Here is a 13,032-nt window from a genome sequence, read left to right on the forward strand (position 1 = left end):
CCCAGGTCATGCCAGTGGTCGATACCAATATTCGTGGGCGCGGCATGGCCGGAAGTGCTGGCCGGGCCGGGGTACGGGCGGCCATAGTTGGCGCACAGCCGTGCACTGGTCCCGCTCCGACTCGGACACCTGGGGGTCCTCCGCCCATGAGCAGAGCCGAACAGCCGTCCCGCAGAACCGTCCTGGCCGCCGCCGTGGCCGCCGCCGTGGTGAGCGGCACGGGCCAGGCGACCGCCGCCACCGAGGCCGGCGGCGCTCGCCGAGCCGCCGCCGGCGGTGCCCCGGCCCGCCCGGTCGACTACCGGTCGTGGACCACGTACTCCGACTGGCGCGCCGGAGCGGGGAAGGGCGCGCGGGCCGTCGCGGGCGCCCGTCCCGGAGTGGTCGTCGGCGTCCCCGACGGCACCACCGAGTACACCGACCCGCACACCGGCACGACCGCGACCTGGGAGTACGCGACCTGGACGTCCCCCGCGCACCGGCTGCGGGTCCCGGCGACGGAGGCCATCGCCTCCTGGAACGCGCACACCCCGGCCGGTACCTGGCTCCAGGTGGAGCTGCGCGGCACGTACACCGACGGCACGGACACCCCCTGGTACGTGATGGGCCGCTGGGCCGCGGGCGACCGGGACATCAAGCGGACCTCCGTCGACGGCCAGACCGACGGCAGGAGCACCGTCTGGACGGACACCTTCGCCATCGACGACGCCACCACGGGTCTGCGCCTGACGTCGTACCGGCTGCGGCTGACCCTCTACCGCCGGCCCGGCACCGGGCTGACCCCCACGGTGTGGCGGCTGGGCGCGATGGGCTCCGACATCCCGGACCGGTTCACGGTGCCGGCCTCCACGCCCGGTCTCGCCCAGGAGCTGATCGTCCCGCGCTACTCGCAGGAGCTCCACCTCGGCCAGTACCCCGAGTACGACAACGGCGGCGAGGCCTGGTGCAGCCCCACCTCCTCGCAGATGATCATCGAGTACTGGGGCGGCCGGCCCACCCCTGAGCAACTGGCCTGGGTCGACCCGGCCTACGCCGACCCCCAGGTGGACCAGGCGGCCCGCGCCACCTACGACTACCAGTACCAGGGCTGCGGCAACTGGCCCTTCAACGCCGCCTACGCCGCGACCTACCAGGACCTCCAGGGCGTGGTCACCCGGCTCGGCTCGCTCACCGACCTGGAGACGCTGATCGCGGCGGGCATCCCGGCCATAACGTCCCAGTCGTTCCTCAGCAGCGAGCTGACCGGTGCGGGGTACGGCACCTCCGGCCACCTGATGACCGTGATCGGCTTCACCGCCGACGGGGACGTGATCGCCAACGACCCCAACTCGGCGACCGACGAGGCGGTGCGCAGGGTCTACGACCGGCGCGAGTGGGAGAACATCTGGCTGCGCACCAAGCGGTACAACGCCGCGGGCAAGGTCGTCTCCGGCACCGGCGGCATCTGCTACCTCTACTTCCCCGCGCACCCGTCGGAGCGCCGGCGCAAGGCGCTCGCGGCGGCGGGCGTGCGCTGAGCCGGGCGCTGTGACCAAGGTCTCGGCGGCAAAAGGCGCGTCGGATGGCAAGGTGGACACAACGGGGGAGTCCACCGCACATCCGACCTCAGTGAGCCACGATGACCGCACACCCGGCGCTCGCGAACCGCGCCCGCACCCGTACCGGCGGCCCGAAGGACGACGGCCCGAAAATCGCCGAACAGGTCCTGGGCTGGGTCCTCGTCGTGGTGGTCGCGATGCTCGTCACGCAGGTCGGTCTGCTGTGACCTGACGCATTCCGGACCTGCCATACTGCGGTGGACCAAGCCCAGTTGGAGACCTGAGTCGACATTGAGTATCAGTCAACAACGTGACGCCGTACGCCCCCGGGCGCGCGGCACCGAGCGCTCACTGGCCCGCCGCGCCGAACTCATCTCCATCGGGCGGAAGTTGTTCGCCGACACGTCCTACGACGCGCTGTCGATGGACGACATCGCCCGGCAGGCGCATGTCGCCAAGGGGCTGATCTACTACTACTTCCAGTCCAAGCGCGGCTACTACCTGGCGATCATCAACGACTCGGTCGCCGGGCTGGTCACCTTCGCGGCGAGCGGCGCCGAGCTGGCGGCCGTCGACCGGGTGCATCGCACCATCGACGGCTATCTCCGTTACGCCGAACACAACCAGGCCGCCTACCGCACCATCGTCAGCGGGGGCGTCGGTTTCGACACCGAGGTGCAGGCGATCCGGGACGCGGTGCGCGCGGCGATCGTCGCCACCATCGCTGAGGGGGCCTACGGGCGGAGCGACATCTCGCCGCTGGCCCGGATGGGCCTGCTGGGCTGGGTGTGCGCGGTCGAGGGCAGCACCCTGGACTGGATAGCCCGCCCCGAACTCTCCCGTGACCGGATGCGCGAACTCCTCGTCAAGACGCTCGGCGGCGCCCTGCGCGCCATCGAGGAACTGGACCCCTCCTACCCCGCGCCCGGACCGGCCCGCCGCGACGGCTGACCGCCGTCCGGGTGGCGCGGCCCACCCCCGCGCTCAGCGGTTCGGACCGGCCGGAAGCAGGGGGAGGCTATTCTCGAAGTAAGCGGCCGTTAACTGGTGACGAGGGGCTGCCGATCGGGCATACTCACAGCCCAGAGCCGCTGGTCAGCCGCTTCCGAGACCCGGAGCGCGCGCCTCGGCAGGCAGCTTGGTGAGTCCCGGCGGAGCCGCCCCACCCAAGGCGTACGCCCGCCGATCTGCCCGACAGGGAGGAGAGCGTCGCCATGCCCGACCGCGCCCCGCAGCCGGTGGACCGGCAACTGCCCACGGACGAGGCCCGCGAGCTGATCTCGCTCGTCCGTGACATCGCGCAGCGCGAGATCGCCCCGGAGGCGGCCGAGCAGGAGGACGCCGGACACTTCCCGCGCGAGGTCTTCACCCTCCTCTCCCGCTCCGGCCTGCTCGGCCTGCCCTACGACGTCGAGTACGGCGGCGGCGACCAGCCCTACGAGGTCTACCTCCAGGTCCTGGAGGAACTAGCCGCGGCCCGTCTCACCGTCGGCCTCGGAGTGAGCGTGCACTCCCTCTCCTGTCACGCGCTGGCCGGCTACGGCACCAAGCAGCAGCAGGTGGAGCATCTGCCCGCCATGCTCGGCGGCGGACTGCTGGGCGCCTACTGCCTCTCCGAGCCGTCCTCCGGTTCCGACGCGGCCTCCCTGCGCACCAGGGCGGTCCGGGACGGCGACGACTGGGTCATCGACGGCACCAAGGCATGGATCACCCACGGCGGCATCGCCGACTTCTACACGGTCATGGCCCGCACCGGCGAGGAGGGGCCGCGCGGGATCACCGCGTTCCTGGTGCCCGGTGACGCCCCCGGGCTGAGCGCCGCCCCGCCCGAGCGGAAGATGGGCATGAAGGGTTCGCCCACCGCGCAGGTCCACTTCGACGGCGTCCGGGTCTCGGACGAGCGGCGCATCGGCGAGGAGGGCCAGGGCTTCGCGATCGCCCTCTCCGCGCTCGACTCCGGCCGGCTCGGCATCGCGGCCTGCGCGATCGGCCTGGCCCAGGCGGCACTCGACGAGGCCGTGGCGTACGCGACCGGGCGGCAGCAGTTCGGGCGGCCGATCTCCGACTTCCAGGGACTGCGCTTCATGCTCGCCGACATGGCGACCCAGATCGAGGCCGGCCGGGCGCTGTACCTCGCGGCGGCCCGGCTGCGCGACGCGGGCCGGCCCTTCGCCAAGCAGGCGGCCATGGCCAAACTGCACTGCACCGACACCGCGATGAAGGCGACCATCGACGCGGTGCAGGTGCTCGGCGGCTACGGCTACACCGCGGACTTCCCGGTCGAGCGCTACCTGCGCGAGGCGAAGGTCCTCCAGATCGTCGAGGGCACCAACCAGATCCAGCGGATGGTCATCGCCCGTCACCTCGCCGGTCCCGAGGCCCGCCGAACCGACTGACCCCGACCGGAGGAAGCGCCGCCCGGCCGCCCCCGCCCGGTGCCGTGACGGCCTGGCGGCGTGCTGCCTGGGCGGCCGAACTCTGCATCGAAGTGAGGTGGTTGGCGGGCTTCGGGCCGCTGTGACGCCGGGTGCGACGGGTTCTCCGGGCGCGCCACGGGGCGCACTACCGGTGCGCAGGGCAAATTGACGGTACGTGAGCTGACGTACCGTCAATCGAATTGCTACGTGCGGCACATGCACCGCGATCGCCGACCACGTTTACGTCTACGACCGCTGCCCTTGGTCGCTGCGTGGCTCGGCTGTACGCACAAGTCCGCTGACGGATGGCCGAGTTACTCGTAGGGGAACGGGCGCCGGGCGGAAGCGCTCAGGCGGCGTAGGGGCGCGCGTCGGGCACACGGATCGGGCGCGAACCCGGGCCGCCGACGTGCGAGAAGGGCTGGGTGCGCCAGTCGAGTCCCTGCGGGAGCGTCAACAGGAGGGCGGTGTCCTGCTCCTGAGGCTCCACCGACTCGTCGGCGGGCCGGGCCTCGGCCGCCTCGCGTCCCGTACCGGCGCAGACCGTGAGCCCGAACGGGTTCCACGGCGAGGCGCACAGCGCGTGCTCGGGCAGGAACTCCTCGTCCGCCAGCAGGGCGATGGGCTGCGCGCAGTCCGGGCAGATCACCCGGTACATCTCCAAGGTGTCGTACGCGTCGAACTCCTCGGCTTCGAAACCGTCCGGTTCGACGCCCTCCGGCTCGGGTTCGACGACGAGTTGCGACCGCCTGGGTGCGGTACGACCAGGGCGCTTGAGACTCTGCATGGGCTACTCCCCCTATGGGCTGGGCCGTTGAAGGCGCTGCGGCCTCGACCACAGCAAGCACTTCCCGTCCCGTCGCGGCGGTAATCACGCCATCTCCACACACCCCTTCCACGGCCTGTGGTCTTCGTCACATGCCGTGCGCAGATGCCCCCGGCGGCCGATACGTCCCGCACGCGCCGCACGCGGGGCTCGCGGGTCACATCACGAACCGGGTATGACCTGCGCCGCTCGGCTATCGCCGGAGATCAGCCGCACTGTAGGTTCTGCGCCATGGAGGAGCTGGACCGACAGATCGTGCAGCTGCTCGTCAAGGACGGGCGGATGAGCTACACCGACCTGGGCAAGGCCACGGGCCTGTCCACGTCGGCCGTGCACCAGCGGGTGCGCCGGCTGGAGCAGCGTGGCGTCATCCGCGGCTACGCGGCGGTCGTCGACCCGGAGGCCGTGGGACTGCCCATGACGGCCTTCATCTCGGTGAAACCGTTCGATCCCAGCGCCCCCGACGACATCGCGGAGCGCCTCTCCGACGTGCCCGAGATCGAGGCCTGTCACAGCGTGGCGGGCGAGGAGAACTACATCCTCAAGGTGCGGGTGGCCACCCCGCACGAGCTGGAGGAACTGCTCGCCCGGTTGCGCGGCCTGGCCGGCGTCTCGACCCGCACCACGGTGGTGCTCTCCACGCCGTACGAGGCACGCCCGCCGCGCATCTGACCCACGGGGGCGTTCGGCGGCCCTGAGCGCGGTCCCGAGTGCGGCCCCGGGCGCCGGACCGCTCGCGCGGGACGCGAGACTGGTCCCATGAGTGAGCGCACCGACCAGCCGAGAACCGTTCTGCTCCGCCGCGGCGAGGTCCACAGTCCCGCCGATCCCTTCGCCACCGCGATGGTCGTCGAGCGCGGCCAGGTCGCCTGGGTCGGCTCCGAGGGGGCCGCCGACGCCTTCGCGGACGGCGTCGACGAGGTGGTCGACCTGGACGGGGCGCTGGTCACCCCCGCGTTCACCGACGCCCACGTGCACACCACCGCCACCGGCCTCGCGCTCACCGGCCTCGACCTCTCCGACGCGCCCTCCCTGGAGGCGGCCCTCTCCCTAGTCCGGGACTTCGCCGCCGCCCGCCCGGCCGACCAGGTCCTCCTCGGCCACGGCTGGGACGCCTCCCGCTGGCCCGGCGGACGCCCGCCGACACGCGCCGAGCTCGACGCGGCCACCGGCGGGCGCCCGCTCTACCTCAGCCGGATCGACGTCCACTCCGCGGTCGTCAGCTCGGCCCTCCTCGACCGACTTCCGGGGGGCCTCGGCCGCGAGGACGCCCCGCTCACCCGGGACGCCCACCACGCCGTACGCGCCGCCGCGCTGGCCGCCGTCACGCCCGCACAGCGCGCCGAGGCCCAGCGCACCGCCCTCGCCCACGCCGCCTCCCTCGGCATCGGCTCGGTCCACGAGTGCGCCGGACCCGACATCTCCTCCGAGGACGACCTCACCGGCCTGCTGCGGCTGGCCGCGGCGGAACCGGGCCCGCGCGTGGTGGGCTACTGGGCGGAGACGGACGTGGAGAAGGCGGCGGAGCTGGGCGCGGCGGGCGCCGCCGGTGACCTCTTCGTCGACGGCGCCCTCGGTTCGCACACCGCCTGTCTGCACCAGCCGTACGCCGACGCCGGCCACACCGGCACCGCCTACCTGGACGCGACCGCCGTCGCCGCCCACGTGACCGCCTGCACGGAGGCGGGCCTCCAGGCGGGCTTCCACGCCATCGGGGACGCCGCCGTGACCACCGTGGTCGAGGGGGTCCGCGCCGCCGCCGAGAAGGTCGGCCTGCCCCGCATCCGGGCCGCCCGGCACCGCGTCGAACACGCCGAGATGCTCACCCCGGAGACGGTCGCGGCCTTCGCCGAGCTGAGCCTCACCGCCTCCGTGCAGCCCGCCTTCGACGCGCTGTGGGGCGGCGAGGAAGGCCTCTACGCCCAGCGCCTGGGCGGGGACCGGGCCCGCACCCTCAACCCCTTCGCGGCCCTGCTGCGGGCCGGTGTCCCGCTCGCCTTCGGCTCCGACAGCCCCGTCACGCCGCTCGGCCCCTGGGCGGCCGTCCGCGCCGCCGCCTTCCACCGGACACCCGAGCACCGGGTCTCCGTGCGCGCCGCGTTCACCGCCCATACGCGCGGCGGCTGGCGTGCGGTGGGACGGGACGACGCGGGTGTCCTGGTCCCGGGCGCCCCCGCCGACTACGCCGTCTGGCGCACCGACGCCCTCGTCGTCCAGGCACCCGACGACCGGGTCGCGCGCTGGTCGACCGACCCGCGCTCCGGCACCCCCGGACTGCCCGACCTGACGCCTGGCGCCGACCTTCCCGTCTGCCTGCGGACGGTGGTGGGAGGCCGGCCCGTGTTCGTACGGCCGGGCGAGTGATCTACCGGGGTGGCGCGCTCCCGATCGACGGCCGCCGCCCTGTCGCCCGACCTGCGCGGTGTCTGCCCTGACCAGCTGATTGCTGACGAACGCGCAGGTCAAACCGCTGTTGACAGGCGACGGCGGCGGGCCGGTAGGTTCGTCCGAGTCCACCACCGGACGTCCGACCGGGGAACCTCCGAGCAATCGCCGAAGCGCCGCTGGGTGAGGGACGGTGTGCCGCACCGGGGCACCGTCACTGGGAGCCAGGCTCAGCGTCGGCGCCTCGGCGAGGGAACGTTCCGGTCGGCTGGGTGTGACCCGGGTGGGGCCCGGACGTTCAGTAGACAACGGCTTTCGGTCGACCCGCAGCCAGCGGGCCCCAGGTCGGCCCGAAGGGCGCCGGGCCCCCATCCGCCGCGCACACGCCGCGAAAAGGGTGTTCTTACCCCGTTCTTGCGGAATCGACACCACCGTACGAACCGGCTGTCACGTCATCGCAGGCCGCGGCCACTATGGTGGACCCCTGCGTACGGACAGAAGGGGCAGCAGTGAACGACGGCGACGGAGCCCTCGCGGCACAGGCCCAGGGGCGGCGGTTCGGCCCGCTCGGCACGGCCCTGGTGATCATCCCGACCTACAACGAGGCCGAGAACATCAAGTCCATCGTCGGCCGGGTCCGGAAGGCGGTCCCCCGAGCACACGTCCTCGTGGCCGACGACAACAGCCCCGACGGCACCGGCAAGCTGGCCGACGAACTGGCCGCCGGGGACGAACAGGTCCGGGTGCTGCACCGCAAGGGCAAGGAGGGCCTCGGCGCCGCCTACCTCGCGGGATTCCGCTGGGGCCTGGAGAACGACTACGGGGTCCTCGTCGAGATGGACGCCGACGGCTCCCACCAGCCCGAGGAACTGACCCGGCTGCTCACCGCCCTCAAGGGCGCGGACCTGGTGCTCGGCTCCCGCTGGGTGCCCGGCGGCCGGGTGGTGAACTGGCCCAAGTCCCGCGAGGTCATCTCCCGGGGCGGCAGCCTCTACTCACGTCTCGCGCTCGACCTGCCGCTGCGTGACATCACGGGCGGCTACCGGGCGTTCCGCCGGGAGACCCTGGAGGGCCTCGGCCTGGACGACGTGGCCTCCCAGGGGTACTGCTTCCAGGTCGACCTGGCGCGCCGCGCGGTCAAGGCCGGCTACCACGTGGTCGAGGTGCCCATCACGTTCGTGGAGCGCGAGCTGGGCGACTCCAAGATGAGCCGAGACATCCTGGTCGAGGCGCTGTGGCGGGTCACCACGTGGGGTGTGGGGGAGCGGGTCGGCAAGCTGCGCGGCAAGGGCGGCTCCGCACCGCGGTGACGCCGGCGCCTCACCGGCGTCGTTGATCGTTCCGTCGTCCCGCACGGCGCCGGGCCCAGGCACACTGGACGTATGACGACTGGTGTTCCGACCACGCCCTCGCCCTCGCCCCCCGCCCGGCCCCGGCGCTTCCGCCTGCGCACCGCGCTGCCCTTGGGCCTCGCCGTGTGGGCGGTACTGGAGATCTGGCTGCTGATCGTGGTGGCCGGCGCGACGAGCGGGCTCACGGTCCTTCTGCTGCTGGTCGCGGGGCTGGTGGCGGGTGCCCTGGTCATCAAGCGGGCGGGCCGGCGGGCCTTCCGGAACCTGAGCCGCGCGGTCCAGCAGGGCGCCACCCCAGCGCCGGCCGGCGGCGGGGGGAACGGTCCGATGATGCTCGGCGGTCTGCTGCTCGTCGTCCCCGGTCTGCTCTCGGACGCGGTGGGCCTGCTCCTGCTCCTCCCGCCGGTGCAGAAGGGCCTCAGCCGCTTCCTGGAGCGCACGGTCGAGCGCAAGCTGCGCCAGGCTGTCCCGGGCACCTTCGGGGACGCCTTCCAGCAGGCCCGTATGGGCCGCCCGGACGGCAAGGTCGTCCCCGGTGAGGTCATCCGGGAGGAGCCGGGAGACGGCTCTCAGGGCCCGCGCCCGCCGCTCGCGCGCTGACCCCGGAAAGCACAGGATCGCGGCACCGTACGCATTCGTACGGTGTCCGCGATCCCTGTGTTCTCGGTAGTACCGCCCCGTTCCCCGGGAACTAGGCCGACTTGCGGCTGTCCCTGGGGTGAACCGCGATGTTCATCGCGCCGGAACGGAGAACGGCGAGACGCTCCGCGAGGACCTCTTCGAGCTCCTCGCGGGTGCGCCGTTCCATCAGCATGTCCCAATGTGTACGCGCGGGCTTGGCCTTCTTTTCCTCTGGGCCGTCGCCGTCCACGAGGAGTGCCTGAGCCCCGCAGACCTTGCACTCCCACTCCGGCGGAATCTCCGCTTCGACCGAGAAGGGCATCTCAAAACGATGTCCCTTCTCGCATGCGTACTCCACGGCCTGGCGCGGGGCCAGGTCGATGCCGCGGTCCGTCTCGTAGCTGGTCACCACGAGGCGCGTGCCGCGAAGAGCTCGCTCACTCATGAATCGTGCCTCCCGGGCTTGTCGCCCACAGGACAGGTGTCGCTGTCGTCGTCATCCGTTCAACGTCCGGTCGGCGGTAAAGATTCCCGTTCCGGGTCGTGCGTCGCCGTCATAGCCGCCCTTGTTGTACCCACCGACGCCCGGTTTGTCACATCTACGAGTAGATGTCACCCACCGTTTCGGCATCTTTGACGCGCAGTAACGGTACGCCTGGCAGGCCAAACGCGTACACTACCGCCCTTTCGCCTTCAGCGCTAAATCGTCTCGGGAACAGCGTTCCCCGCCTCGCGGATCGCACGCCCCACCGGTGACCCGCGCGAGCGGCGCGCCCGAGGGCGAAAGGGCGAGAAGGACGACCAGGGAGATGATCGCGCCCCGATGACTCCCCGTCAGCCGGTGGGTCACCCCGGACAGTGGACCTCTCAGGCCCAGACGCCCCGGTCCCGCATGACCTGGCGCAGCGTGTCGATGTGGTCGGTCATGATGCCGTCGACCCCCAGGTCCAGGAGCCGGTGCATGCGCTCGGCCTCGTTGACCGTCCAGACGTGGACCTGCACCCCGCGCGCGTGGGCGGCGCGGACGAAGCGCCGGTCGACCACGGGGATGCCCGACTGCTCCTCGGGCACCTGCGCGGCCACCGCCGAACGGCGCACCGCGACCGGTGCGCCCCATGAACGCAGCCGCAGGTTCAGCACCCCGCGCGTGCCGTACGAGGTGGCCAGGCGCGGGCCGGCCAGATGCTGGGCACGCGCCACGCGGGCCTCGGAGAAGGAACCGACGCAGACGCGGTTCCAGGAGTCCGTCCGCCCGATGAGGTCCAGCAGGGGCAGCAGCGCGGCCTCGGCCTTGACGTCCACGTTCCAGCGCACCCCGGGGAAGGTCTCCAGGAGTTCCTCGAAGAGGGGCACCCGCTCCCGGCCCGCCACGCGCGCGTGGCTGATGTCGCGCCACGCCTGGTCGGCGATGCGGCCCACGCCGTCGGTCACCCGGTCCAGGCTGTGGTCGTGGAAGGCGACGAGCCTGCCGTCCGCGGTGGCGTGCACGTCGGTCTCGATGTACCGGTAGCCGAGGTCCACGGCGCGCCGGAACTGGAGCGCGGTGTTCTCCAGACCGTCCGCCGCGCCGCCCCGGTGGGCGAACGGGATCGGGCCCGGATGGTCGAGGTAGGGATGACGTATGCGCGTGGTCACCGGGGCAGTATCGCCGGTCCCGGTGACCCGGCGGCGACGAGGGCGCCGCCGTCGGATGCCGGCCGGACGGCGAAGATCCGCAGGAAGAGCTGGGCGAGCGGGCCGATCGACAGGGCGTACAGAAGGGTGCCGACACCGATCGTGCCGCCGAGCGCGAAGCCGGTGGCAACGACCGTCGCCTCGACGGCCGTCCGCATCAACCGGATCGAGCGGCCGGTACGCCGGTGCAGCCCCGTCATCAGGCCGTCGCGCGGTCCCGGCCCGAAGCTCGCCGCGATGTAGAGGCCGGTGGCGGCGCCGTTGAGGACGATGCCCGCCGCGAGCAGGGCGACCCTGGCCGCGAGGGCGTGCGCGTCCGGCAGCAGGGCCAAGGTGCCGTCCATGGCGAGGCCGACCACGAACACGTTGGAGACGGTGCCGAGGCCCGGGCGCTGGCGCAGCGGTATCCACAGGAGCAGCACCGTGGCGCCCACGATGATCGACACCACGCCGATCGTCAGGCCGGTCAGCTCGGCGAGGCCCTGGTGCAGCACGTTCCAGGGCTCCATGCCCAGGCCGGCCCTCACCAGGAGCGCGGAACTGGCGCCGTACAGCGCGAGTCCGGCGTACAGCTGGACGAGACGTCGCCCGAGACGGCTCTGTGCGGACAAGTGGTGCCCCCTGGTGGTGGTAGTGGCCTGACCCATGTCACCCTGTGGCCATGGATGGCATGTGATCCATGGCCAATTCGGGGAAGGTGGACTGGTTCTCATGGCGCAGTGGACCTCGGCGATCGGTGCCGCTCAGCTCGCCCGGCTGCTCAACTCCCAGCAGGACCGTCCGGCCGGCCCCGGCACGCGCCGCCCGCCCGCCTACCGGGCCCTCGCGGACGGCATCCGCCTCCTGGTGCTCGAAGGGCGCGTACCGGTCGCCGCCCGGCTGCCCGCCGAGCGCGAACTGGCGCTGGCCCTGTCCGTCAGCCGCACCACCGTCGCCGCCGCCTACGAGGCGCTGCGCGCCGAGGGGTTCCTGGAGTCCCGGCGCGGGGCCGGCAGCTGGACCGCCGTACCGGCCGGGAACCCGCTGCCCGCGCGCGGGCTGGAGCCGCTGCCGCCCGAGGCCCTGGGGTCGGTGATCGACCTGGGCTGCGCGGCCCTGCCCGCCCCGGAACCGTGGCTCACCCGGGCCGTCCGGGGCGCCCTGGAGGAGCTGCCGCCGTACGCCCACACCCATGGCGACTATCCCGCCGGGCTGCCCGCGCTGCGCGCGATGATCGCCGAGCGCTACACCCTGCGCGGGATCCCGACCATGCCCGAGCAGATCATGGTCACCACCGGCGCCATGGGCGCCATCGACGCGATCTGTCACCTCTTCGCCGGCCGGGGTGAACGCATCGCGGTCGAGTCGCCCTCCTACGCCAACATCCTCCAGCTGATGCGCGAGGCGGGCGCCCGCCTCGTCCCCGTGGCCATGGCCGAGGGGCTGACCGGCTGGGACATGGACCGCTGGCGCCAGGTGCTGCGCGAGGCCGCGCCCCGGATCGCCTACGTCGTCGCCGACTTCCACAACCCGACCGGCGCCCTCGCCGACGAGGACCAGCGCCGCCGGCTGGTGGACGCGGCCCGCTCGGCGGGCACCGTGCTGGTCGCCGACGAGACGATGAGCGAGCTGTGGCTCGACCCGGACGTGGAGATGCCGAGGCCCGTCTGCGGCTTCGACCCCGCCGGCTCGACGGTCGTCACCGTCGGCTCCGCCAGCAAGGCGTTCTGGGCGGGGATGCGCATCGGCTGGGTGCGGGCGGCCCCCGACGTGATCCGCAGCCTGGTCGCCGCGCGTGCCTACGCCGACCTGGGCACCCCCGTACTGGAACAGCTCGCCGTCAACTGGCTTTTCAGCACCGGCGGTTGGCAGCAGGCCGTGGAGATCCGGCGGAGCCAGGCGCGGGAGAACCGGGACGCGCTGGTCGCCGCGGTCCGGCGGGAGCTGCCCGACTGGGAGTTCGAGGTGCCCCGGGGCGGACTCACGCTCTGGGTGCGCACGGGCGGCCTCTCCGGGTCCCGGCTGGCGGAGGCGGGGGAGCGCGTGGGCGTACGGGTGCCGTCGGGGCCGCGCTTCGGGGTCGACGGGGCTTTCGAGGGCTATGTGCGGCTGCCGTTCACCGTGGGTGGCGCGGTCGCCGAGGAGGCCGCCGTACGCCTGGCCGCGGCGGCCCGGCTGGTGGAGAGCGGAGTTTCCGGCGGGAACGGCGAGTCGCCACGCACCTTCGTGGCGTAGACCCG

The 13,032-nt window shown here is 72.7% G+C and carries 13 protein-coding genes; 9 read left to right on the forward strand and 4 right to left on the reverse strand.

Features of this window, described 5'->3' with window-relative positions; genetic code table 11:
• Positions 1–146 precede the first annotated feature (146 nt).
• From ABZT12_RS10790 to ABZT12_RS10805, 4 genes are all read left to right on the forward strand, one after another.
• Positions 147–1,517 carry a peptidase C39 family protein gene (locus tag ABZT12_RS10790; RefSeq protein ID WP_356380705.1) on the forward strand — a complete coding sequence of 457 codons (1,371 nt, stop codon included), beginning with the start codon at positions 147–149 and terminating at the stop codon, positions 1,515–1,517.
• 101 nt (positions 1,518–1,618) lie between these two features.
• Positions 1,619–1,765: an SCO1431 family membrane protein gene (locus tag ABZT12_RS10795; protein ID WP_356380707.1), complete on the forward strand. Its 147-nt coding sequence runs from the start codon at positions 1,619–1,621 to the stop codon at positions 1,763–1,765.
• A gap of 64 nt (positions 1,766–1,829) precedes the next feature.
• Complete coding sequence (locus ABZT12_RS10800) at positions 1,830–2,489, forward strand: TetR/AcrR family transcriptional regulator (protein WP_356380710.1); 660 nt, start codon at positions 1,830–1,832, stop codon at positions 2,487–2,489.
• Positions 2,490–2,752: 263 nt separating this feature from the next.
• Positions 2,753–3,934 (forward strand): acyl-CoA dehydrogenase family protein, encoded by a 1,182-nt coding sequence (locus ABZT12_RS10805; protein ID WP_356380713.1) that lies wholly within the window; start codon positions 2,753–2,755, stop codon positions 3,932–3,934.
• Between the two features lie 370 nt (positions 3,935–4,304).
• Here ABZT12_RS10805 and ABZT12_RS10810 read toward each other — a convergent pair whose 3' ends face one another.
• The gene (locus ABZT12_RS10810) at positions 4,305–4,742 is read right to left on the reverse strand and encodes a hypothetical protein (RefSeq protein WP_356380716.1); all 438 of its coding nucleotides are present in this window, start codon (positions 4,740–4,742) and stop codon (positions 4,305–4,307) included.
• Between the two features lie 270 nt (positions 4,743–5,012).
• Between ABZT12_RS10810 and ABZT12_RS10815 the strand changes: the two genes are divergently transcribed.
• From ABZT12_RS10815 to fxsA, 4 genes are all read left to right on the forward strand, one after another.
• A complete protein-coding gene (locus ABZT12_RS10815; RefSeq protein WP_356380719.1) occupies positions 5,013–5,453 on the forward strand; it encodes an Lrp/AsnC family transcriptional regulator in 441 nt (146 codons plus the stop codon).
• Positions 5,454–5,540: 87 nt separating this feature from the next.
• Positions 5,541–7,145 (forward strand): amidohydrolase, encoded by a 1,605-nt coding sequence (locus ABZT12_RS10820; RefSeq protein ID WP_356380722.1) that lies wholly within the window; start codon positions 5,541–5,543, stop codon positions 7,143–7,145.
• A 530-nt stretch (positions 7,146–7,675) separates the two neighbouring features.
• Positions 7,676–8,476, forward strand: coding sequence for a polyprenol monophosphomannose synthase (locus tag ABZT12_RS10825; RefSeq protein WP_356380724.1), 801 nt, complete (start codon positions 7,676–7,678; stop codon positions 8,474–8,476).
• A gap of 72 nt (positions 8,477–8,548) precedes the next feature.
• The gene (gene fxsA, locus ABZT12_RS10830; RefSeq protein WP_356380726.1) at positions 8,549–9,118 is read left to right on the forward strand and encodes an FxsA family membrane protein; all 570 of its coding nucleotides are present in this window, start codon (positions 8,549–8,551) and stop codon (positions 9,116–9,118) included.
• Positions 9,119–9,209: 91 nt separating this feature from the next.
• Here fxsA and ABZT12_RS10835 read toward each other — a convergent pair whose 3' ends face one another.
• The 3 genes from ABZT12_RS10835 to ABZT12_RS10845 all read right to left on the reverse strand — a co-directional run bounded on the left by ABZT12_RS10835 (position 9,210) and on the right by ABZT12_RS10845 (position 11,460).
• Positions 9,210–9,584, reverse strand: coding sequence for an RNA polymerase-binding protein RbpA (locus tag ABZT12_RS10835; protein ID WP_030677841.1), 375 nt, complete (start codon positions 9,582–9,584; stop codon positions 9,210–9,212).
• Positions 9,585–10,006: 422 nt separating this feature from the next.
• Complete coding sequence (locus ABZT12_RS10840; RefSeq protein WP_356380730.1) at positions 10,007–10,774, reverse strand: glycerophosphodiester phosphodiesterase; 768 nt, start codon at positions 10,772–10,774, stop codon at positions 10,007–10,009.
• Positions 10,771–11,460 (reverse strand): hypothetical protein, encoded by a 690-nt coding sequence (locus ABZT12_RS10845; RefSeq protein ID WP_356380733.1) that lies wholly within the window; start codon positions 11,458–11,460, stop codon positions 10,771–10,773. Before ABZT12_RS10845 ends, ABZT12_RS10840 begins: the two co-directional genes overlap by 4 nt.
• 64 nt (positions 11,461–11,524) lie before the next feature.
• On the opposite strand from ABZT12_RS10845, the gene ABZT12_RS10850 reads away from it, so the two are divergent.
• Positions 11,525–13,027, forward strand: a complete 1,503-nt coding sequence (locus tag ABZT12_RS10850) for a PLP-dependent aminotransferase family protein (protein WP_356380736.1) — start codon at positions 11,525–11,527, stop codon at positions 13,025–13,027.
• The last annotated feature ends 5 nt before the right edge of the window (positions 13,028–13,032 follow it).

It is taken from the genome of Streptomyces sp. NPDC005423 (assembly GCF_040606415.1).
Classification (GTDB): Bacteria; Actinomycetota; Actinomycetes; order Streptomycetales; family Streptomycetaceae; genus Streptomyces.